Source organism: Pseudoalteromonas sp. DSM 26666 (assembly GCF_900116475.1).
Taxonomy (GTDB): Bacteria; Pseudomonadota; Gammaproteobacteria; order Enterobacterales; family Alteromonadaceae; genus Pseudoalteromonas; species Pseudoalteromonas tetraodonis.
In genome coordinates, this window is record NZ_FPAR01000010.1 from 96,310 (window position 1) to 117,207 (window position 20,898).

17 protein-coding genes and 2 rRNA genes are annotated in these 20,898 nt (G+C 42.2%); 8 read left to right on the forward strand and 11 right to left on the reverse strand.

The window, feature by feature from the left end:
• Nucleotides 1–118: 118 nt before the first annotated feature.
• The 3 genes from BM380_RS15720 to BM380_RS15730 all read right to left on the reverse strand — a co-directional run bounded on the left by BM380_RS15720 (nucleotide 119) and on the right by BM380_RS15730 (nucleotide 2,560).
• Complete coding sequence (locus BM380_RS15720; RefSeq protein ID WP_090495138.1) at nucleotides 119–1,327, reverse strand: CynX/NimT family MFS transporter; 1,209 nt, start codon at nucleotides 1,325–1,327, stop codon at nucleotides 119–121.
• Between the two features lie 78 nt (nucleotides 1,328–1,405).
• Complete coding sequence (gene cynS / locus BM380_RS15725; protein WP_090495139.1) at nucleotides 1,406–1,876, reverse strand: cyanase; 471 nt, start codon at nucleotides 1,874–1,876, stop codon at nucleotides 1,406–1,408.
• A 24-nt stretch (nucleotides 1,877–1,900) separates the two neighbouring features.
• Nucleotides 1,901–2,560, reverse strand: a complete 660-nt coding sequence (locus tag BM380_RS15730) for a carbonic anhydrase (RefSeq protein WP_028834724.1) — start codon at nucleotides 2,558–2,560, stop codon at nucleotides 1,901–1,903.
• A gap of 105 nt (nucleotides 2,561–2,665) precedes the next feature.
• Here BM380_RS15730 and cynR point away from each other — a divergent pair, with 105 nt between their 5' ends.
• From cynR to BM380_RS15745, 3 genes are all read left to right on the forward strand, one after another.
• Entirely contained in the window at nucleotides 2,666–3,559 is an 894-nt protein-coding gene (cynR, locus tag BM380_RS15735) for a transcriptional regulator CynR (RefSeq protein WP_016898996.1), read from the forward strand.
• Nucleotides 3,560–3,659: 100 nt separating this feature from the next.
• Nucleotides 3,660–3,905, forward strand: coding sequence for a DUF3297 family protein (locus BM380_RS15740; protein ID WP_008112798.1), 246 nt, complete (start codon nucleotides 3,660–3,662; stop codon nucleotides 3,903–3,905).
• A gap of 181 nt (nucleotides 3,906–4,086) precedes the next feature.
• Nucleotides 4,087–4,989, forward strand: a complete 903-nt coding sequence (locus BM380_RS15745; protein ID WP_090495140.1) for a homocysteine S-methyltransferase family protein — start codon at nucleotides 4,087–4,089, stop codon at nucleotides 4,987–4,989.
• 44 nt (nucleotides 4,990–5,033) lie between these two features.
• On the opposite strand, the gene BM380_RS15750 is transcribed toward BM380_RS15745, so the two are convergent.
• The 3 genes from BM380_RS15750 to BM380_RS15760 all read right to left on the reverse strand — a co-directional run bounded on the left by BM380_RS15750 (nucleotide 5,034) and on the right by BM380_RS15760 (nucleotide 6,851).
• Nucleotides 5,034–5,870: an alpha/beta hydrolase gene (locus BM380_RS15750; RefSeq protein ID WP_090495142.1), complete on the reverse strand. Its 837-nt coding sequence runs from the start codon at nucleotides 5,868–5,870 to the stop codon at nucleotides 5,034–5,036.
• A 73-nt stretch (nucleotides 5,871–5,943) separates the two neighbouring features.
• A complete protein-coding gene (locus BM380_RS15755; protein WP_090495144.1) occupies nucleotides 5,944–6,360 on the reverse strand; it encodes a MerC domain-containing protein in 417 nt (138 codons plus the stop codon).
• The gene (locus tag BM380_RS15760) at nucleotides 6,360–6,851 is read right to left on the reverse strand and encodes a Fur family transcriptional regulator (protein ID WP_090495162.1); all 492 of its coding nucleotides are present in this window, start codon (nucleotides 6,849–6,851) and stop codon (nucleotides 6,360–6,362) included. The genes BM380_RS15755 and BM380_RS15760 overlap by 1 nt, the downstream gene beginning before the upstream one ends.
• 330 nt (nucleotides 6,852–7,181) lie before the next feature.
• Between BM380_RS15760 and BM380_RS15765 the strand changes: the two genes are divergently transcribed.
• The 3 genes from BM380_RS15765 to BM380_RS15775 all read left to right on the forward strand — a co-directional run bounded on the left by BM380_RS15765 (nucleotide 7,182) and on the right by BM380_RS15775 (nucleotide 14,384).
• Nucleotides 7,182–9,587, forward strand: coding sequence for a TonB-dependent receptor (locus BM380_RS15765; protein WP_090495145.1), 2,406 nt, complete (start codon nucleotides 7,182–7,184; stop codon nucleotides 9,585–9,587).
• Between the two features lie 32 nt (nucleotides 9,588–9,619).
• The gene (locus BM380_RS15770; RefSeq protein ID WP_090495147.1) at nucleotides 9,620–11,017 is read left to right on the forward strand and encodes a 5-methyltetrahydrofolate--homocysteine methyltransferase; all 1,398 of its coding nucleotides are present in this window, start codon (nucleotides 9,620–9,622) and stop codon (nucleotides 11,015–11,017) included.
• A gap of 145 nt (nucleotides 11,018–11,162) precedes the next feature.
• Nucleotides 11,163–14,384 carry a S41 family peptidase gene (locus BM380_RS15775; RefSeq protein ID WP_090495148.1) on the forward strand — a complete coding sequence of 1,074 codons (3,222 nt, stop codon included), beginning with the start codon at nucleotides 11,163–11,165 and terminating at the stop codon, nucleotides 14,382–14,384.
• Between the two features lie 97 nt (nucleotides 14,385–14,481).
• Here the strand turns inward: BM380_RS15775 and BM380_RS15780 are convergent, their stop codons facing one another.
• Complete coding sequence (locus BM380_RS15780) at nucleotides 14,482–15,774, reverse strand: DEAD/DEAH box helicase (RefSeq protein WP_090495151.1); 1,293 nt, start codon at nucleotides 15,772–15,774, stop codon at nucleotides 14,482–14,484.
• 425 nt (nucleotides 15,775–16,199) lie between these two features.
• On the opposite strand from BM380_RS15780, the gene BM380_RS15785 reads away from it, so the two are divergent.
• On the forward strand, nucleotides 16,200–16,562 hold the full coding sequence (locus tag BM380_RS15785) for a hypothetical protein (RefSeq protein ID WP_139232433.1): 363 nt from the start codon (nucleotides 16,200–16,202) through the stop codon (nucleotides 16,560–16,562).
• Nucleotides 16,563–16,616: 54 nt separating this feature from the next.
• On the opposite strand, the gene glmS is transcribed toward BM380_RS15785, so the two are convergent.
• Nucleotides 16,617–18,437 (reverse strand): glutamine--fructose-6-phosphate transaminase (isomerizing), encoded by a 1,821-nt coding sequence (gene glmS, locus BM380_RS15790; RefSeq protein ID WP_090495154.1) that lies wholly within the window; start codon nucleotides 18,435–18,437, stop codon nucleotides 16,617–16,619.
• 46 nt (nucleotides 18,438–18,483) lie between these two features.
• Nucleotides 18,484–19,248 (reverse strand): DeoR/GlpR family DNA-binding transcription regulator, encoded by a 765-nt coding sequence (locus BM380_RS15795; protein WP_016898983.1) that lies wholly within the window; start codon nucleotides 19,246–19,248, stop codon nucleotides 18,484–18,486.
• A gap of 162 nt (nucleotides 19,249–19,410) precedes the next feature.
• Here BM380_RS15795 and BM380_RS15800 point away from each other — a divergent pair, with 162 nt between their 5' ends.
• Nucleotides 19,411–19,938, forward strand: coding sequence for a sugar O-acetyltransferase (locus BM380_RS15800; RefSeq protein WP_090495155.1), 528 nt, complete (start codon nucleotides 19,411–19,413; stop codon nucleotides 19,936–19,938).
• A gap of 402 nt (nucleotides 19,939–20,340) precedes the next feature.
• Here the strand turns inward: BM380_RS15800 and rrf are convergent.
• Together rrf and BM380_RS15810 are read right to left on the reverse strand one after the other, a co-directional pair.
• Nucleotides 20,341–20,455, reverse strand: a 5S ribosomal RNA gene (rrf, locus tag BM380_RS15805).
• Nucleotides 20,456–20,590: 135 nt separating this feature from the next.
• Nucleotides 20,591–20,898 (reverse strand): 23S ribosomal RNA (locus BM380_RS15810); the annotation flags it as partial.

Genomic DNA, 20,898 nt, shown 5'->3' on the forward strand with positions numbered 1-20,898 from the left:
TAAAAAAGAGATATGACTAATAAAGGTAATTTTGATGAAGAAAAAATGACGGTGGCAATAAAACGCAGAAAAAGTGAAAGGGGATGGGATTTAAAAAAGCTTAAACCCCATTAAATAGTTAATGAGTAATATTTATTGCTTTTGCATACGTTGCAGGAGCAAAGCGGATTGTCATAAACAGCATTGCAATTAGCGTTATTACCAACATAAACCAAGATGCTTGATAGCGTGCAGTAACATCAAGTAAAACACCTGCTATATAAGGTACGATAGCGGTAATAATAAAACCAACACCTTGGACAAACGCAGTGAGTACACCTGCCAATTTTGGATTAGACAAGTGATCGAGCGCTACGGTGAGTGTTAGCGAAAAACAAGCACCTAAACCACACCCTATCATCCCCACCCAAACGTTCATCATAGAATCGGGCATCAATATTAATCCTATAAAACCTATTAGCTGAATCGCAACAGCAAAAAATAACCAAGGTCGCCTGTCTAAGCGGTTTGCTGAAAGTACCGGTGCACCCAATGCACCAATTACCTGAAAAACAGTCATAACGCCAATAAGCTCCCCACTATTTTGTGCACTCCATCCTAAATCCTGAGCGTAACTAGGTAACCAAGCAATCATGCACGCGTAACCGCCATTAGCGAGTCCAAAATAGGCAGCAAGTAACCATGCTCGCTGGTTAAAAAATAAATTAAGCTTAATACTGTTATGCTTTGCGTCCATCGGCTCCTGCGGCCTTAACCACCAAAGCAACAGAGCAATAACAGGAATAATAAGCCACACTCCAAGCCCTGCTTGCCAACTGCCATAGTGCACCGCCACCCGCGGCGTTAATATTGCAGCTATACCACCGCCTGCCATAAGTGAGGCAGAATATACCCCCATAGCTAAAGGAACTCGCTGTGGATACCAACGTTTAACCACTCCTGGAGCCATCGCTTGCACTATTGCAATGCCTGTACCGCCCAATAGCGCACTGATTATTAACGCCCAACCACTGCCAAGCCACAAACGCCAAAAACCAGCTAATGCAATTGCAAACAATCCACCAGCAATCCACGCATTTTCACTTAAATAACGCCCAAGCCAAGGAAGTAATAATGGAAACACACCCATACAAAACATAGGGAGTACAGTTAACAAAGACGCCCCTTGTAAACCAAGCCCAGTGCTTAAACGAATTTCTTCAAGTAATGGGCCGGTAGAGGTAAGCGTGGGTCGTAAGGTCATTGCGAGCACAGCAATAATTAACATTGGCCAAAAAAGCGAAAGTGCCGATACATAAGAAGAAGTAGAAGTGCTGTGATTACTCATCAATAAAAACCATCCTTAATAACCAAAAAAAGCCGGCGCTTAGCGCCGACTGTTTATTTACAAAATATTATAAAGCGTTTAGAAAGGCTTGTAAGGTAAGAACTTACCATCAAGCGTAATTACAGCACGTGAGCCACCTTCAGGATCTTCAACTTTTTTCATATCTACTTTAAAGTTAATTGCACTAATAATACCGTCGCCAAACTGCTCATGAACTAATGCCTTAAACGTTGTACCGTATACTTGCATCATTTCATAAAAACGGTAAATAGTCGGATCGGTTGGCATATTGTTTTCGACACTACCACGTAGTGGAATAGCTTTAAGTAATTCAACCGCACTTGCATCAAGGCCCAGCGTTTGTGCCACTTTTTCAACGGCTTCTGCAGGCAATGGGTGCTGGCCTAATAAAGCCGCCGTCACGTAAACGTCGCTTAAACCTGTGCCCTCTGCAATTTGTTCAAACGACAGATTTTTTTCTGCTTTTGCAGCAATAATTATATCGGTTAATGCTAGGCGCGCCGTGTTGCTCACTTGAGATTGGATCATAATAGTACCTCTTACAATGGTTGGTTAAACAGCTACAGGAAGCTGAATTGGATATGCACGAACATCGGTATGTTCGACAAGGGAAACAAACGTATTCGTTGCGCCATTTAAAGCTTCAATGCCGCCAGATTCGATATCATAAACCCAGCCATGTAATGCCAAGCGACCTTCGCCAAGCGCAAGACGCACCGATGGATGGGTTTTAATGTTTTCAAGTTGTGCGATAACGTTTTCGCGTACCATAGCTTCAATGCGCTCACGTTCATTTGCGTGATTGCGCGCTTCATTGACAATGCGAGCTGAGTCGGCGTAACGCAGCCAACTGCCAACAGCAGGCATGTGATCCATGCACTTACAGGTTGCTATTGCCGTCATTGCTCCGCAATCAGAATGGCCGCAAATAACCACATCGGTTACTTGCAGTGCAGTAACTGCATATTCAACTGATGCAGAAACCCCGCCAGGCTCAGGCCCGTAAGATGGGACGATGTTTCCGGCATTGCGAATAACAAATAATCCACCAGGTTCACGTTGTGTTACGAGCTCAGGCACTAAACGACTATCAGAACATGAAATAAACAAAGTCCGTGGATTTTGCTTAGTAGCCAAATTTTTAAATAAATCGGCACGCTCTGGGTATGCATCACTTTGAAACTTTAAAAAACCTTCAATGATATCTTTCATAACGGGTGTCTCTATATTGTCGATGAGGTGAATATTACGCCCGCTTTTTAATAAGGTAAAAGACTGGTATATTATGATACCGATAAGAAATACTTATAGTTAGCTATGATACTTCGCCACATCAATTACTTTTTGGCCGTTGCCAAGCACAAAAACTTCACCAAAGCAGCAGCGTCCTTATATGTGTCTCAACCTGCGTTGTCGCAACAAATTAAACAGCTTGAAGAAACCCTCGGTGCACCTTTATTTGACCGCTCAGGGCGCAGCGTAAAGTTAACCGATGCGGGTGAGGTATATGCTCGTTATGCACACAGAGCCTTGCAGGATTTAGAAGAAGGTAAGCGGGCGATTCATGATGTACAAAACCTCAGCCGAGGTTCATTGCGAGTGGCTATTACGCCGACGTTTACTACTTATTTTATTGGGCCATTAGTCAACGCATTTCATCAGCACTACCCCAACATCACCTTAAGCATGGAAGAAATGTCGCAAGAACGCATGGAAAATCGTTTGTTAGATGATGAGTTTGATGTAGGTATAGCCTTTGAAGGCAACCATAGTGCAGACATACACGCCCAAACTTTATTACAAGAGACACTCGCTTTAGTAGTAAATAAACACCATGCTTTAGCTAGCAAACACCGTATTGACCTGAGCACTTTAAATGAACAATCACTGGTGCTGCTCAGTAATGAGTTTGCAACTCGCGAACAAATTGAACGTCATTGTCGCCAACACAAGGTGCAGCCTAATGTACTTATGGAAGCCAATTCACTCAGTGCCGTTATTGAAATAGTGCGCCATACACAACTAGCTACTTTGCTTCCCTCTAACATAGCGAGTAAACACGAAGAGTTAGTTGCCATTACTCTTGCACCTTCATTATTAAAACGTACCGCGGTGTTATTACAGCGACAAGATGCTTACCAAAGTGCCGCAACAGCCGCTTTTATAGAGCTTGCTCACAGCACCGCTGAGGCAATAAGCTCAAACATATAACGATAAAACTAAAAGCCGCTCAGTTTATGAATGTCGTGCTTGAGCATAAGCCAGCTATTGCCTACAATAGCGCATAATTAATTCAACGCAGATCACCAATATGACTGATACAAACAAACCAGAATTACCAAATCAACTGTCTATCAACCCACGTAGCAAATTTTATGTAGAAGAAGTATTTGAGCATGAAATCGGTATTACACTTAACGGTAAAGAGCGTTTTGACGTTGAAGAATACTGCATCAGCGAAGGTTGGATAAAAGTAGCGGCACCTAAAGCGCTAGACCGTCGCGGTCAGCCATTACTTATGAAAGTAAAAGGCACTGTAGAAGCGTTTTACAAGTAATTGCTTACTTGTAAAAAGAAAAGCGACACCTTACTTACTGGGTAGTCGCTTTTTTTGTGCCTTTTAAAAACAGCTTTAACATGTTGAACTTTTTTCATACTCAACCTGATGAAGTTTCATTATGAATTTTCAAAAAGTATGTTTGAATAGCCTTAATTATTTAGACGTATAGAAGTCCATTATGAGTAGGTTAACAATATTAGATGGCGGCATGGGTCGTGAACTTAAACGCATGGGCGCGCCATTTTCACAGCCACTTTGGAGTGCACAAGCTTTAATAGAAGCACCACAATGCGTAACTCAAGCGCATCAAGCTTTTATAAATGCGGGGGCTGAAATAATTACCGTTAACAGCTATGCCTGTGTACCTTTTCACTTAGGTGAAACGCTTTACCAAGCACAAGGTGCTGCGCTTGCTGAGCAGGCAGCGGTTATTGCAAAAAAGGTGGCTCAAAACGCAAAGCAAACGGTACTCGTTGCCGGCTCACTGCCTCCTGCCTTTGGCTCGTATCGTGCTGATTTTTTCCAAAGTGATCGCGCATTTACTATTTTAAATACCCTGTATAAAGCACAAGACGAATATGTCGATGTTTGGATTGGTGAAACCATATCAAACATTGAAGAAGCGCGGGTTATGGCAAGGGTGCTTAAGAATTCAAACAAACCATGTTATTACGCATTTACCTTAAATGATGAAGTAAGCGAACAAGCGACATTGCGCTCTGGTGAATTAGTATCCGACGCTATCTTAGCATTACTCGAACATAATATAGCGGGCATATTCTTTAACTGCTCTATCCCTGAGGTTATTGAACAAGCGCTACGCGACACTAATCGTGTACTAAAACAGCAGAATAAAAATGTTGATTTAGGGGTCTTTGCAAATGGTTTTACACCAATCGCCAGCGATTATAAAGCCAATGAAGGCTCGCAAGGTTACCGCGACTTATCACCCGCTGAGTATGTAGCGTTTGCAAAGCAATGGCATAGCCTAGGCGCAACAATTATTGGCGGCTGCTGTGGTATTGGCCCCGAATTCATAGCAGCGCTGGTAAAGTGGAAAAGCGATATTGAAGCGCTTTAATATCATTTATTTAATTACAAAAGTATCGAGAATCCCTTTCGAGCTTATTGACTGGTTCCCAATACCCAATCGAGCCCTTGTATTGCTGTGGTTGGGAATGCAGTGGCATGCTGCGCTCCCTCAATAACAACACTTTTTAATTTTATATTATCACTATTAAGCGCGTTAATTTTTTGCACAAGTTGCGCTGCGCCTTCAACCATATTTTGCCCTTCACCAAAGGCTGGCGTTTCCTTTGCCCCAACAGATACATAAACCTTTATTGGCATTTGGGGCTTATTCGCTTTTAACGCTAGCAGTGCATTGTTATCAAACCAAACCGACGGGCTGCCAATAATATAATTGCTAAATAAATCAGGTGCTGTAAATAAAATAGTGGCGCCAAATAAGCCGCCTAGCGAGTTACCTATATACGTTCTTTGCGTGTTGCTTGCTCGGTAATTTTTTTCGATAAAAGTAAATACCGTACTTTGCAAAAACGTAGCGTGCCCTTTGGCATTACCCGTTTGCTTCTTCCAATTTTGAGTCTGAGTCGGTGTGTAATCCCTAATTCGACTATTAGATCCTCTCGAGCCTTTTTCATAGTCAATCGCCACAATAATAGCCTGTTGCATCTTGCCGCTATTCATTGGAAACCGTGTGGCACCGGCAACTATAGGAAATGCATACGGCGCATCGGTTAAATAAATAACAGGATACGTTTTATTAGGCTGCTCTGAATATGACTTAGGCAATTGAATAAAAATAGAATAAACACGCTTAGTTGAGGGCTCCGTAAGCTCTACAACAGTACTTCTGGGGATTTCGTAAGGGGTATTTGCGCTTAATTTAAAACAGATGAAAACACAAAGTAACAGCAAAAGCTTTAAAGCAGTATTCACTAAATTAGTTTACCTAAAAAACGATATTTATAATTACAATGCCACATAGTCGCTATGTTTAACACTGGCAGTGTTAAACAAGTTGGTCTGATTTATCACCTGAACAGCGGCATTTTTCGTTATTTTTTTTAAAACACTGTTGGTAGTTAAACCAATGGGCTAATGCGATAAAAGCGGAGCCAATTAAAGTGAGTGCTTTTTCGGTCTCTTCTTGACCTAGCAATACTGCAATTATCAAAAAAGCTAGACCAACAACTCCACACGCCATATAACGTGTACGTTTGTGCTTTTTACAGCCTAAGCTTAAAGCTAATAAGCTTGTTGGTAATACTGCAGCAAGAACCCATAAGTGAAACTGTTCACCATTTATTTGTAGTACAGCAAAGCTTGGCAACAGCGCTAAAATAACCGGTGTTGCAAAACAATGCACCGTGCACATTAACGAAAGCCCAATGGCAAACTTGTCTGCTGTCGTTTGAGTCAGCTTCATTATTTATCCTTCTTTTTAATTGTGTTAGCGGTACCTTGCTGGCAACCAAAACAAACACCTGAGATTTCTAATTGCGAAGTTGCTGGCGTAAACCCTTTCATTTTCAGTTCCCTAAACAAAGATTTAACCGAATTGTTAAGGTCACTCACCTCACTTGCTTTATTACAAGAGCTACAAATTAAAAACATCGATAGTTGATGCTCTCTATCATCATTAACGTGACTGCACGGTATAAACTTATTTTCTAACTTTAATCTATGTACCAGACCTACCGACTCTAAAAAACCTAATATCCGATAAACGGACATTGCCAAAATCGGTGTATTTATTTGCTTATTAAATTGATCTGTTAACTCATAAGCAGACAAAGGTTTATGTGCTTTCAATAGAATTTCAAATACCTGCTGACGTTTTGGCGTTAATTTTTTTTCAAAGGCTTCACATCTTTTTATCGCAAAACCCATCATCTCTTTAAATTGCTGCTTATTCATATTACCCACTCTAATGTAGTGGGCTGATGTTTTAACTTTGCCATCCTTGTTGCTCAATGCCTCCGCTGTGGTTTTACCTAAAAATTTATTAACTAGAGCTAAATAAATGTAACAACTAACTTTTGCTTTACAGCAAACAGATCCCCCACGAACAACACCTAAACAATGACAGAAAAACTTAAAGTACTGAATTTAAATAAATTTAATTTAAATTATGTAGATGAAGCAGCCAAATTATATATCCTGAGTGATTTTTAGTTAATTAACTATTGATACAATATAACATTTCAAGCACAATTGATACAATATAACATTCGCAAAGGAATTCAAATGACACGAAAATCTCAATTAGCTTTGTTTATAGCAGCCCTACTACCAACAAATACGCTTGCAAATACCATCGAAGGTGTTGTTCTAAACAACCAAGGTAAAGTTGTGACCAACGCAACTGTAGAAGTTGAAGGCTCAGATATAACAGCAGTAACAGATGCAAGCGGTAAGTTCGTAATAACTGATTTAAAAAGTGGTTTAAAAGAACTTCATATTACCGCCCCTGGTTATGCCCATCTGCATCGAGATATCACATTTAGTGATGATAAAAGCCAATCAATTACCTTTAACTTAGAACGTTCACCCATTGAAGTAATTGATATTGAAGCGACGCCTATTCACATGTCGGCAATGGAATCCTCGTCTCCCGTTAGCGTGTTATCTGGCGAACAATTAAGACGGCAGCAAGCTGCAACCCTTGGCGATAGCCTTGAAAAACTCCCGGGGGTTAATACTAACTTTCATGCAAAAGTAGCCAGTACTCCTATTATTCGTGGCTTAAGCGGGCCGCGTGTTCTAATTACACAAAATGGCCTTGATGTCAGTGATGTTTCGCGCGTTGGCCCTGATCACTCAGTCGCATCAGAGGCATCAACCGCAAAACAAATCGAAGTATTACGTGGCCCTGCCACATTATTTTATGGCAGCGGCGCAATTGGTGGTGTGGTTAATGTAGTTGATGATCGCGTGCCAACAGATAGCACTACTCGCGGTGAGTGGAACCTTGAGCACAACTCTGTTGATAATCAAAAAGTAGCCTCGTTTAACGCCACTACAGGAACTGATTCTTTTGCATTTTATGCTGATGCCTTTTGGCGTGAAGCTGATGACTATGAAATCCCTGTGGCCGCTGAATTAGCCCACGATGACCATGAAGAGCATAGTGGCGATTACACCGTTGCAAACAGCAATGAGGAGTCTGACGGCTTTACCTTAGGTACTAGCTATCTATTTGATCAAGGTTTTGTTGGTATAGCTGTTGAGCAACTTAATCGTCAATACGGTATTCCAGGCCACACCCATGGTGGCGAAGAAGAACACAGCGCTGAAGAAAGCGTATATGCCGACTTAGAGCAAACTAAAGTGCAGTTGCTAGGTGAGTATAACCTTGATAACAAATGGCTTAATAGAGTAAATCTGCGCGCAGGTTTTACAGATTACGAACATGCTGAAATTGAACATGGTGCGGTGGGCACCACGTTTGAAAATGAAACCAATGAGTTACGCGTAGACTTAATGCATAACCCGTTTGCGCAGTGGAATGGTGGTTTGAGCTTTCATTACAAACACAGTGATGTTGAAGCGCAAGGCTCTGAGGCATTCACACCACCGTCACAAACACAAAGCTTTGCTGTAGCGCTAATGGAAGAAAAACACTTTGGTGACTTTTTAGTGCAATTAGGTGGCCGAGTTGAACGGGTAACCATCGATGCTGATAACGTGTTACTACCTAACATTGATGCACACGCACACCATGACACCGATGTTCATGACGATCATGCTCATGAAGAACATGCCGGCAATACTCGCGTATTTGACGTAGAACAAGAATTCACTCCTGTCAGTTTATCAACAGGTGTCGTGTGGGATTTTGCACCTAGCTACAACTTGGGTTTATCGGTATCTCGTTCTGAGCGTGCTCCTTCGGTGTCGGAGCTATTATCATTCGGCCCTCACATTGGAACTGGTACTTATGAAGTAGGCGCACTATTTGATATTCATGAAGACGGCCATTTTGGTTTATCTGAGCAAGCGCTTGACCTAGAAACAGCAAACAATATTGATTTAACGTTTCGTAAAACCCAAGGTGATATCGGTTTCATTCTTAATGCTTTCTACAACCAAGTCGACAATTATTATTACCAAATCGACACAGGCCTATACGCCGAAAGCGGCCACGACCATGGTGATGAGCATAATCATGACCACGGTGACGAGCATGATCACTCATCTGAACTCCCAGTTTATTTATTTAAAACAGATGACGTAATTTTACATGGCTTTGAAGCCCAATTTGCATGGCAGTTAACCGATGAGTTTAAAGTTGATTTATTCTCAGATTACGTTCGTGCACGCCTTAAAGACGGTGGCGATTTACCGCGCACACCACCGCTACGTTTTGGTACTGAGTTTAGCTACCAAACAAATAAGCTGAGTGCGCACCTTCACGTAACTCGTTATCAAGAGCAAGACCGTACCGCGCCAGAAGAAACAACCACAAACGGCTACACCATACTTGATGCCAGCGTTTCATATGACTTATCAGTGCTAAATCAAGATGTGTCTGTGTATCTACGTGGCACTAACTTAACAGACACAGAAGCGCGCGTGCATAGCTCATTTTTAAAGAATATAGCACCACGTCCAGGTCGTAGCTTTGCACTAGGTATTCGCGGTTACTTTTAAGCGCTAAAAAATTATAAATAAAGGAAATTATCATGACTAAACTATTCAAATTAAAATTAATTGCACTGGCAATAAGCAGCACATTAATCACCGCTTGTGGTGATGCAGAAACAAACATTGTCGAAAAAGACCCAATAGAAGTACCTGATGACGGCCACGATCATGGCGATGGTGGCGACCACGGTGATGAATACACTATTGATTCATTAGGTAGGCTTGCGATACTTGCTGGCGATAGCAACGAAGCGAACTTTTTCGACTTAGACGACAATGAGCTTCTTGATACATTCACTCTTACTAATGATTCAAACACGCTATCGTCGTCGCCTGACTTTCGTTATGCCGTGATTGCTAGCCGCGCTCAAGATTACCTCGGCTTTATAGACGGTGGCTTATGGCGTGAAGATCACGGCGCACACCTTCATGATTACGAACAAAGCCCTGAGTTTAGCAGTTATGAGCTAACTAGCGGCAGTCGCCCTACTCACTTGGTAAAGCACGATGGTAAATTAGCGGTATTTTACGATGGTGATGCAGCATCAGGCACAACTGCGTCTGTTGAAGTATTAACAGATAACGACATAACAAACTCAACAGCGACCTTACCTGGTATTAGTTACGACATTAATATGCATGGTGTAGCAGAACCTCGTGGAGAGCATTTATTAGCGACCATTCGCCGCGATGATGCTCAAAGTACATCAAACGCTAAAATTTTGCCGGATCAGGTAGGGGTTTATCACTTTCATGATGGCGAATACGAACTTGAACAAACGTTAGAGTTAACATGCCCTGATTTGCACGGCGCAGCACAAAACCATGATTACGTAGCGTTCGGCTGTAGTGACGGTGTGCTATTAGCCCACCAGCATGATGACGAATACCACGCTGAAAAAGTAGTAAATATTGATGCCGTCGGCGACTTACGCATTGGTAGTATTTATGGCCACGAAGATAGCGAGGCCTTTATTGGCGTAGCGTCTGGTCACGGCGGCGGCCCTGCTGTGATTGTGAGTATAAATCCTGCGAAAGCTGAAATGGAAGAATTTGAATGGCAACTAGCCGATGGCGCAAGCGCTGTTTCTTACTCTTTCTCAGCGAATGGCGAGCACTTTTTAGTTTTAGACAGCCTAGGCTTTTTAAATGTGCTTGAGGCGCATGCGCACGACGATCACATACACTGGGAGCTAGCAGGTCAAGTTGATATTACGCAAGAAGACGTAACAACTATGCCTGAAGGCATGAAGTTTAGTATGACAGTAGCGCAAAATGGTCAGTTTGCTTACGTAGCCGACCCAATAGCCCAACACGTTGTGCAAGTACACCTAGAAGACTTAGAAATTGAAGGCGAACTAGAGCTTACATTCCCACCAGCTGCAATCACTTGGTTAGGTATTGCACAAGAGGAAGAACACGCACACGAACATTAATTTTATATCTGTATTTACTTAAAGGTTGGCGCTTTTTGCCAACCTTTTTTATTCACATTTTGTAACAGACCTTTTATCGTAAGTGCATCGCTATTTTTCACCTTATTGTTATGATGGTATAGCTATTAATATAGGATGTAATTCCATGAAAAAACTAACAACATTGGCTCTTGCCTTGGCTGCAGCAATCGCGCCGGGTGTATCGGCCTATGAGACTAAAGACACTCGTTTACTCCGCTTTCCAGATATCCATAACCAAACCGTTACCTTTGTCTACAGTGGCGATATTTATATTGCGAATACGCAAACAGGCGAAAGCAAACGCTTAACCGACCATATTGGCTTTGAAACATTTCCTAAGTTTTCCCCTGACGGTAAGCGCATTGCATTTTCAGCCGAGTATAACGGTAGCCGACAAATTTATGTGATCAACAGTGACGGTTCAAACCTAAAGCAACTTACTTATTATAATGACGTTGGCCCAATGCCACCGCGTGGAGGTTTTGATTACCGCGTTTTAGATTGGACCGCCGATGGTAAAAATGTGGTATTTAGAGCTAACCGCACACCATGGGGAAAACGTATGGGCCGCCCTTACATGGTTCCTGCAGATGGCGGACTTGAACAGCCATTAGCGATTCCAGAAACTGGTGGCGGCATGCTATCTCCAGATGGCAGCAAGTATGTTTATACGCCAATTGACCGAGAGTTTCGTACGTGGAAACGTACTCGTGGTGGTCGTGCGCAAGATGTATGGATTTATGATTTAGAAAAAAACACCTCAGAACAACTAACTACAAACCGTGCAACCGACCAGCAACCAACTTGGGTCGGTGACGATATTTACTTTGTGTCTGACCGTGATTACACGCTAAACCTTTACCAGTACCGTAAAGGCAGCGAACCAAAAAAACTTACCAACTATAAAAACTTTGACGTACTTTGGCCTTCAGCTGGCCCAAATGCGATTGTTTATGAAAACGGCGGTTATTTATATCGCTTTGACGCAAAAACACAAAAAAGCGCTAAGCTAAGCATTAACATTGCTGGCGTGCGCCAATACGCAATGCCGTATAGCAAAAATGTTAGCGATTTTATTGATTCTATGTCGCTCTCTCACGATGGTAAACGCGCTGTATTTACTGCCCGTGGTGAGCTGTTTAGTGTACCAATTAAACAAGGGCCTACACGCAACTTATCTTACACAGAAAAAAGCCGCGAAATAGATGCAAGCTGGTCACCAAATGGGCGCTACATAGCCTACATGAGCGATGAAAGCGGCGAGTACGAAATTTACTTAAAAGATCGCAGTAAAAATAATGCTATTAAGCAACTCACTAGCAATGGCACTATTTGGCGCTTTACGCCTATTTGGTCACCAGATAGCTCTAAATTGTTGTTTTCAGATAAAAACAACACACTTTGGTGGTTAGATGCAAAATCGGGCAAGCAACACAAAATTGATACCGGTATTTACGACGAAGACGGCATTACTCAATATACTTGGTCGCCTAACAGCCAAGACATTGTATTTGTTAAAAATAATGAAAACCGTTATACCTCGCTATGGCACTACAACCTTAAAAAGAAAAAGGTAACGCGCTTAACAGACGAAATGAGTAATGAGCAAAACCCTACTTTTTCGCCTGATGGTCAATATCTTTACTTTAGCTCAGAGCGCGACTTTAACCTGGCATTTAGTAGCTACGAGTTTGATTACATGTTTAATCGTGCAACTCGTATTTATGCAGCTGCAGTAAACGATAGTGTTAAACCGCTTATTGCCTTACAAAGTGATGAAGCCACGATTGTCCAAGATAAAGAAGATGAAAAAGAAGACGACAAAAAAGTTAAAAATGCACTGCAAAGCAATGACTTTATGCAACGTGTTACCGCACTTAATGCCCCTGCGGGCGATTACCGTGGCTTAACCGCAGTAAAAGACGGCGTACTGACTCTTGCTAATGGCGGTTTACAGCTAATAGGCACCGATCACAACAGTGAGCTAGAAACAATCGCCAAAGGCGTTAGTAATTACACCATTTCAAGCAATAGCGAACACCTACTTGTACATACAGATGGCGGTTACAGCTTAATTGAACCTAAGCCAAAACAAGATTTAGACGCAAATAAGCTCGATTTAAGCAAAATGACGCTTAAAATTAATCCGCAAGCAGAGTGGCAACAAATGTATGTAGAAGGTTGGCGCACACTGCGCGATTGGTTCTACGACGAAAACCATCACGGACAAGATTGGGATGCTATTTTAGCTAAATACCAACCTATGGCTGATGCCATTAGCCATCGTAGCGACCTTGATTATGTTCTTAGCGAAATTGCCGGTGAAATTAACTCTGGCCATATTTATGTGCAGTCGGGTGATATGCCTAAAGCAGAGCGTAAAAACCATGGTTTATTAGGCGCTAAGCTTGCAAGCGACCCATCTGGTTATGTAAAAATAGAACAAATCTTTAAAGGTGAAAACTGGCATGACGATTTCCGTTCACCGCTTGGCACCACAGGTGTAAAAGCACATAACGGCGATTACATTATTGCGGTAAATGGCCGCTCGGTAAAAGACGTTGCTAACTTTTACGAACTCCTTGAAAACACCCAAGGCGAGCAAGTAGAGCTAGTGCTAAACAACAAGCCGCGTAGCAAAGGCGCATGGCAAATAACTGTAAAACCGATAGCAAGTGAGCAAGGCCTACGTTATTTAGACTGGGTTAATTCGCGTGCAGCCTACGTTAATAAGCTATCAAATGGGCGTATTGGCTATGTGCACCTGCCAAATACAGCCTATGAGGGCAATCGCGCCATGTTTAAAAACTACATGCCGCAAACAACCAAAGATGCCATGATTATTGATGACCGTTACAATGGCGGCGGTTTTATTCCTGAGCATATGATCACCTGGCTTGCGCGTAAACCGCTTAACTATTGGAAACGCCGTGGTGTAGAACCAACTAAAACACCGCAGTTTGCACACAATGGTCCTAAAGCCATGCTAATAAATGGCTATTCAAGTTCTGGTGGTGATGCAATTCCTTACTACTTCCGCCAAGCTGGTCTAGGTAAGCTAATTGGTACCCGTACATGGGGTGGTTTAATTGGTATTTCTGGTAACCCAAGCCTTGTAGACGGCGGGCAAGTAATTGCTGCTACATTCCGTATTTTAGATACAAAAGGTAACTGGATCATAGAAAACGAAGGTGTTGCACCAGATATTAAAGTAATCGATCGTCCTGAGCTTATTTATAAAGGCCAAGACCCATCAATAGAGCGTGCTGTACAAGAGTTATTAAAGGAGCTTAAAGAAAATCCTAAACAACCCTTAGTGATACCACCAGCACCTTCTAAGTTTTAATTTGCTGCATAGCTAAACAAGCTAATACCAATAAAAAACCCTGCAAATTTGCAGGTTTTTTTATAATTCGGGTTTAATAACTTATATGTATTAAGGCTTATCTTTTTCTCCAGCCGCTCCATACGTCATCTTCTTGGTTGGATTTTTTCTTCTTTTTCTTACCTGTGCCTTCAGGCTTGGCCATTGGCTTTTCGTTTTTTAGCGCCTCAGCCGCATCAAGGTTTGCTTGATTTACTGCAAAGCCGGCTACCTCTTCGCGCTCTAAGCGAAGTTTGTTTTTCTTTTCAATAACTCTAAAGTGATGGAAGTCTTCATAATCAATTAACGATAACGCTAGGCCTACTTCACCAGCACGGCCGCTTCGGCCAATACGGTGCATGTAATCAGCAGGGCTACGCGGTAAGTTAAAGTTAATCACTACTGGCAGTTTGGCAATGTCTAAACCACGGGCGGCAATATCCGTGGCTATTAGTACTTCTATTTCGCCATTTTTAAACTTTTCTATTACGCGAGTACGTTCGCTTTGGCCTTTATCGCCATGGAATACTTGCGCATTCACGCCACGTTTTTCAAGCTTGCTGGCTAAGTGCTCACAGTCTTTTTTAGCGTTGACAAAAATCAGCGCTTGGCGCCATTTGTGCTGCTTAATTAAATGCGCTAAAACCGTGGTTTTTTCGCCTTTATTAACTGTAAATACGCGCTGTACAAGCGTGCTCTCTTCTTTACTTTGTACTTGTATTTCAACCGGATTATTTAAAAGCTCTTGCGTTAAAAGCGTTACTTGCTCTGGGAAAGTAGCTGAAAACAACATGGTTTGCTTTTTAGCTGGCATTAACGCCAACAGCTCTGCAAGCTCTTCGGTAAAGCCAAGGCTTAACATGCGATCAGCTTCATCAAGCACTAAGGTATTTACTTTATCGAGCTTAATGGCGTTGCTTGAGATTAAATCGAGTAAACGCCCTGGGGTTGCTACGATAATATCAGCTCCGCCGCGAAGTGCCTGCATCTGGGTATTAACCGACACACCACCAAATACCGCCACCGTTTTAATGGCGCCATTAAAGTTAGCAGAATACGATTTAACATTATCAGCTACTTGCGTTGCAAGCTCACGGGTAGGTACCAAAATAAGCGCCGATACATAGTTACCCTTGGTATCTCGCTTGAGTGCACCTTGTGATATTTTTTGCAATATCGGTAATGCAAAGGTCGCTGTTTTACCAGAGCCGGTATTTGCACCAGCAATAAGATCACTGCCCGCTAATACATTGGGTATTGCCTTAGCTTGAATTGGCGTAGGCTGGGTATATTCCAGCTCGGTTAAACGAGCTAGTAGCTCTGGGATAAGGCCAAGTTCGGTAAACGTGCTAGGGCTTGCGGCTGAGGTCATATTTATTACGGGCTTATTGCTAAAAAAGTAGCCTGTAATTTTAGCGTATTTAGCACGTATTAAGTAGGGGTTAGTGATTTTAAATATTTACCTTGATTAGTACCCACACAGCTAAATTACCCCGTTGAGCAAAGTTAGCTCGCCACCAACTGTTTTGTAGTACAAAAATAGCTTTCTTAATAATTACTAATCACAGTTTAAGGCTTTCATAAGGAAACTTTATATTTTTGATTTTAATAATTTGAATATGTTATTTTCACTACTCAAGTGAATTGAATTTAGACACTGGGAATACCATGACTCAGTTTGATTTATCTTTTTATAAAAAGATAAATCAAACCTGCTATCTCATGACTTTAGCATAGAGCTAAGATTTTTCGGAGCTAGTTCTCAACACTAATTTTGAGAGGGGCTAGCATTAAACTATGTATGTGATACCTGAAAAGATATTTTTATTTATATCTCTGCCGATAGTAATTAGCTATCTCATTTCAACCTTATGCTTCACTCGTATTTCAAGGAAACACATTGAGAAAAAAATGCGCGAAGAAGGGATACATGAGCCACTTTGGGATAAAGGGCTGGGTATAAGAGTGAGCATGTATGGCAAAGTAATAAGGCGGCAAAAACCCGCAAAGGCGACGGTTGTTAATGACGAAGCGATTTTACGACACGCTCGGCCTATAGATTTAATTTTAGCTCGTGTAATGCACATATCATTTTTAGGTTTGATGCTAATAATTGCCTATGGCTACTTTGCCTATGATTTAGGTAATCGCGTAGACTAAAAAGGCGCATAAAGCGCCTTTCACATTCAACCAAAAAATTATAACATTTTGATTTTACTCAACAGTAACCGATTTTGCTAAGTTACGTGGTTGGTCAACATCTGTGCCTTTAATGACCGCTACATAGTACGACAGCAACTGTAGTGGAATTGTATATACAACAGGGGCAATTACGTCATCTACGTGGTTTACGTTGATTACACGCATTGTGTCGTCTGACTCAAAGTGTGAGTCTTTATCAGCGAATACATAAATGATGCCGCCGCGAGCACGTACTTCTTCTACGTTTGATTTAAGCTTTTCAAGCAATTCGTTGTTTGGTGCTACAACAATAATTGGCATGTCGGCATCAATTAGCGCTAATGGGCCATGTTTAAGCTCACCGGCTGCGTATGCTTCAGCGTGGATGTATGAAATCTCTTTAAGCTTAAGCGCGCCTTCCATTGCGATTGGGTATTGCGATCCGCGACCTAAAAACAGTGAGTGGTGCTTATCAGCAAACTCTTCTGCAAGGTCTGCAATACCATCAGCCAACAATAGCGTTTCCTCTAATTTAGCTGGAAGCAATTTAATAGCGTTAACAATCGTGCTTTGATCTAAGCCTTTTTCTTGCGCAATAGACGCAGTAAGCATTAACAAACCAACAAGCTGCGTAGTAAATGCTTTAGTAGATGCAACGCCAATTTCAGCACCAGCTTTGGTCATAAAGGCAAGGTCTGATTCTCGTACAAGCGATGAGCCTGGTACGTTACAAATAGTCATTGACCCCATATAGCCTTGCTCTTTAGCTAAACGCAGTGCAGCTAAAGTATCAGCCGTTTCACCTGACTGTGAAATCGTTACTAGCAGACTATTTTCGTGTACAAACGATTGACGGTAACGGAACTCAGAGGCAATTTCTACGTTACAACTAACACCTGCAAATTGCTCAAGCCAGTAACGAGCAACCATACCAGAGTGGTATGACGTTCCACAGGCAATAATTTGTACGTGTTTTACGTCTTTAAATATTTGCTGTGCACTGTCGCCAAAGGCATCAATCGCTACGCGATCGTCGTTTAAACGTCCTTCAAGGGTGTTACGTACTGCAAGTGGCTGCTCATAAATTTCTTTTAGCATATAGTGACGGTAATCACCTTTGCCTGATGCATCTTGTGTGATGTTTGATTCAACAACTTCACGCTCAACCGCGTTGCTATCTGCATCAAAAATTTCTACGGTGTCGCGAGTAATACGCGCTACATCACCTTCTTCTAAGAAGATAAAGCTGCGAGTTACCGGTAATAATGCAAGTTGATCAGAAGCAATAAAGTTTTCACCAAGGCCTAAACCAATAACTAACGGGCTGCCTGAGCGCGCTACAATAATTTCGTTATCATTCGCTTTATCAAACACAACGGTACCAAATGCGCCTTCAAACTGTTTAACAGCTGCTTGAACTGACGCTAATAAAGTCGTGTGCTGCTGACGTAACTGATGAATTAAATGCACCATGACTTCAGTGTCGGTGTCTGATAAAAACTCGTAACCGTCGCCTTTAAGTGCTGCACGCAAGCTTGCGTGGTTTTCAATGATACCATTATGTACAAGCGCTAATTGATTGCTTGAAACATGTGGGTGAGCATTGGCTTCAGTTACACCGCCATGAGTTGCCCAACGAGTGTGTGCAATACCTGTGTGACCGCTAACACCAGCTTGTTCAAGTGCTGACTCTAAGTTTACAACCTTACCTACTGCTTTAACTGTATTAAGAGTATTGCCTTCAAGTAAAGCTACACCTGCTGAGTCATAACCACGGTACTCAAGACGCTTAAGGCCTTCAACTAAGATTTTATTTACTGGACGTTCTGCAACAGCCCCAACGATTCCACACATAGTGTCTCCATTAATTTTTTAATTCTAGCAACTCACGATGTAGTTGCTATTCCATAATCTCTGCGCAAATTAGTTTTACACCACACGCCTCTATGGCTGCACGCTTATCACTTGCTAAGCCACTGTCGGTTATTAATGTGGTTACTGTTTGCCACGGTAATTCTAAATTTGGTATTTTTCGGCCAATCTTTTCTGACTCAACCAGCACAATAACTTCGCGCGCCGCTTTAGCCATCACTTGGCTTAATCCAACAAGCTCATTAAACGTGGTTGTTCCACGCGCTACATCAATGCCATCGGCACCTATAAATAGCTGATCAAAATCATATGAGCATAGAACATTTTCAGCTACTTGCCCTTGAAACGATTCTGAATGCGGATCCCACGTGCCACCTGTCATCAAAAGGGTTGGCTCGTTTTCAAGTGCTAATAAACGTGTTGCCACTTTAATTGCGTTAGTCATAACAACTAACCCCTGCTTGGTAGCTAACTCAGGGATCATCGCTGCAGTAGTGCGGCCGCTGTCAATAATAATGCGGTTATGATCTTTTATAAGCGCCGCTGCTGCCTTAGCAATCGCTACTTTGCGCTTAGAATCGATCTCATCGCTTACTATCTCTTTTGGTAGCGCAATAGCCCCACCATAACGGCGCAGCAACAAGCCACTTTTCTCAAGCGCGGTTAAGTCTTTTCGAATGGTTACTTCTGATGTTTGAAACTGTTCAGCAAGAGTCTCAACGGCCACTTCACCAAGCTCATTTACTTGGCTAAGGATCAGATGACGGCGTTGCTGGGTGTTTCGTTTGGTCATTAAGTAACTGCTATTAAGTTTCGTTTCGAAAGTTAGGGGATTTTAAACGAAACATAATAAATGGCAAGTGAATGCATAAAAATAAAGCAGTTTTATTCAAATTATCATCATGCTTAAAGTAGGTTAAGCTAGGCACCATTATTTAAGTTAAACAAAATTGATATGCAGTCATTTAATAGTATTAGTAAAGAGAATCTAGCGCAGCGTAAAACTGTGCACGAAATTTGCCGCTTATTTAATAAAAGCCCCAGTAAAGGTAATTTAAAGCGAATAAAAGAATTATGCTCACACTGTGGTGATGGAGTAATTATTGAAGCGGGCTTTCATTGTGACTATGGTAGTCAAATACAAATTGGTGATCGTACTTTTATAAACATTAACTGCACTGTGTTGGATGCCCCCATTAGTGAGGGTGCAATTACCATTGGCAGTGATTGTTTAATTGGCCCGAACGTTCAACTATTAACAGTTTCGCATGCTGTGAACCCCATAAAGCGGCTCAATAAAGAGAACTTTGCAGCACCAATCTCCATAGGTAATAACGTATGGATTGGCGCGGGAGTTATTGTGTTAGCTGGCGTTACCATTGGCGAAAACGCTGTTGTGGGCGCGGGTTCAGTGGTAACTAAGAGCATTGCATCAAATACCGTGGTTGCCGGCAATCCAGCACGTGAAATAAGAAAGTGCTAAGGATCATCGTTAAACCTTAGGCTCACATTTACCCTTATACCTCGAACCCGTATTTTCACTTTATTCCAGATGCAAAAAAGCCCGGCTCTTTTGAGTCGGGCTTGCTTGTATTTGGAGTCGGTGCGCTACTTCGTAGCGACAACGCAGTAGAATGTCGTAGTGCCCACAGCGCTAGAGAGCCACATAGCAAATGGGATACTATTATTGTGTCGGGGCGGCCTTGTGCGGGGCTCGCCTTCGCGCTGTTTTGTTTGATGTATAGAAATACGAATGCCATGGAGCATAGGATGCGCAAGAGCGGCCACTACTGAGTTCGGCATGGGCTCTTGGTTTTGGGGTTTCACTTTCCTGCAGACAACAAAAAACCCGTTACATCGCTGTAACGGGTTTCTCTTATTTGGAGCCTGGTAATGTCCTACTTTCACATAGCAAATGCTACACTATCATCGGCGCTGTTTCGTTTCACTGCTGAGTTCGGCATGGGGTCAGGTGGGTCCAAAACGCTATTGTCACCAAGCAAATTTGGTTGTTAATCCGTATCGCTACGCACTAACTAAAATTTGGAATTTCTGATAATAAAATGTCTTCAGTAATCTACTTTAGTCTATTAACTTCTTGCTTAAACTATCACATAAAACGCGTTTGGCGTTGTATGGTTAAGCCTCACGGGTAATTAGTACAAGTTAGCTTAATGGCTCACACCACTTCCACATCTTGCCTATCAACGTTGTAGTCTTCAACGGCCCTTCAGAGACTTTAAAAGTCTAGTGAGAACTCATCTCGAGGCCTGCTTCGCGCTTAGATGCTTTCAGCGCTTATCAGTTCCGAACGTAGCTACCGGGCAATGCCATTGGCATGACAACCCGAACACCAGCGGTTCGTTCACTCCGGTCCTCTCGTACTAGGAGCAACCCCTCTCAATTCTCAAACGCCCACGGCAGATAGGGACCGAACTGTCTC

Excerpts from the sequence above, each read along its gene's own strand:
- BM380_RS15720 (WP_090495138.1), bottom strand. The coding sequence starts at position 1,327 with ATGAGTAATCACAGCACTTCTACTTCTTCTTATGTATCGGCACTTTCG.
- cynS (WP_090495139.1), bottom strand. The coding sequence starts at position 1,876 with ATGATCCAATCTCAAGTGAGCAACACGGCGCGCCTAGCATTAACCGAT.
- BM380_RS15730 (WP_028834724.1), bottom strand. The coding sequence starts at position 2,560 with ATGAAAGATATCATTGAAGGTTTTTTAAAGTTTCAAAGTGATGCATAC.
- cynR (WP_016898996.1), top strand. The coding sequence starts at position 2,666 with ATGATACTTCGCCACATCAATTACTTTTTGGCCGTTGCCAAGCACAAA.
- BM380_RS15740 (WP_008112798.1), top strand. The coding sequence starts at position 3,660 with ATGACTGATACAAACAAACCAGAATTACCAAATCAACTGTCTATCAAC.
- BM380_RS15745 (WP_090495140.1), top strand. The coding sequence starts at position 4,087 with ATGAGTAGGTTAACAATATTAGATGGCGGCATGGGTCGTGAACTTAAA.
- BM380_RS15755 (WP_090495144.1), bottom strand. The coding sequence starts at position 6,360 with ATGAAGCTGACTCAAACGACAGCAGACAAGTTTGCCATTGGGCTTTCG.
- BM380_RS15760 (WP_090495162.1), bottom strand. The coding sequence starts at position 6,851 with ATGAATAAGCAGCAATTTAAAGAGATGATGGGTTTTGCGATAAAAAGA.
- BM380_RS15765 (WP_090495145.1), top strand. The coding sequence starts at position 7,182 with ATGACACGAAAATCTCAATTAGCTTTGTTTATAGCAGCCCTACTACCA.
- BM380_RS15770 (WP_090495147.1), top strand. The coding sequence starts at position 9,620 with ATGACTAAACTATTCAAATTAAAATTAATTGCACTGGCAATAAGCAGC.
- BM380_RS15775 (WP_090495148.1), top strand. The coding sequence starts at position 11,163 with ATGAAAAAACTAACAACATTGGCTCTTGCCTTGGCTGCAGCAATCGCG.
- BM380_RS15780 (WP_090495151.1), bottom strand. The coding sequence starts at position 15,774 with ATGACCTCAGCCGCAAGCCCTAGCACGTTTACCGAACTTGGCCTTATC.
- BM380_RS15785 (WP_139232433.1), top strand. The coding sequence starts at position 16,200 with ATGTATGTGATACCTGAAAAGATATTTTTATTTATATCTCTGCCGATA.
- glmS (WP_090495154.1), bottom strand. The coding sequence starts at position 18,437 with ATGTGTGGAATCGTTGGGGCTGTTGCAGAACGTCCAGTAAATAAAATC.
- BM380_RS15795 (WP_016898983.1), bottom strand. The coding sequence starts at position 19,248 with ATGACCAAACGAAACACCCAGCAACGCCGTCATCTGATCCTTAGCCAA.
- BM380_RS15800 (WP_090495155.1), top strand. The coding sequence starts at position 19,411 with ATGCAGTCATTTAATAGTATTAGTAAAGAGAATCTAGCGCAGCGTAAA.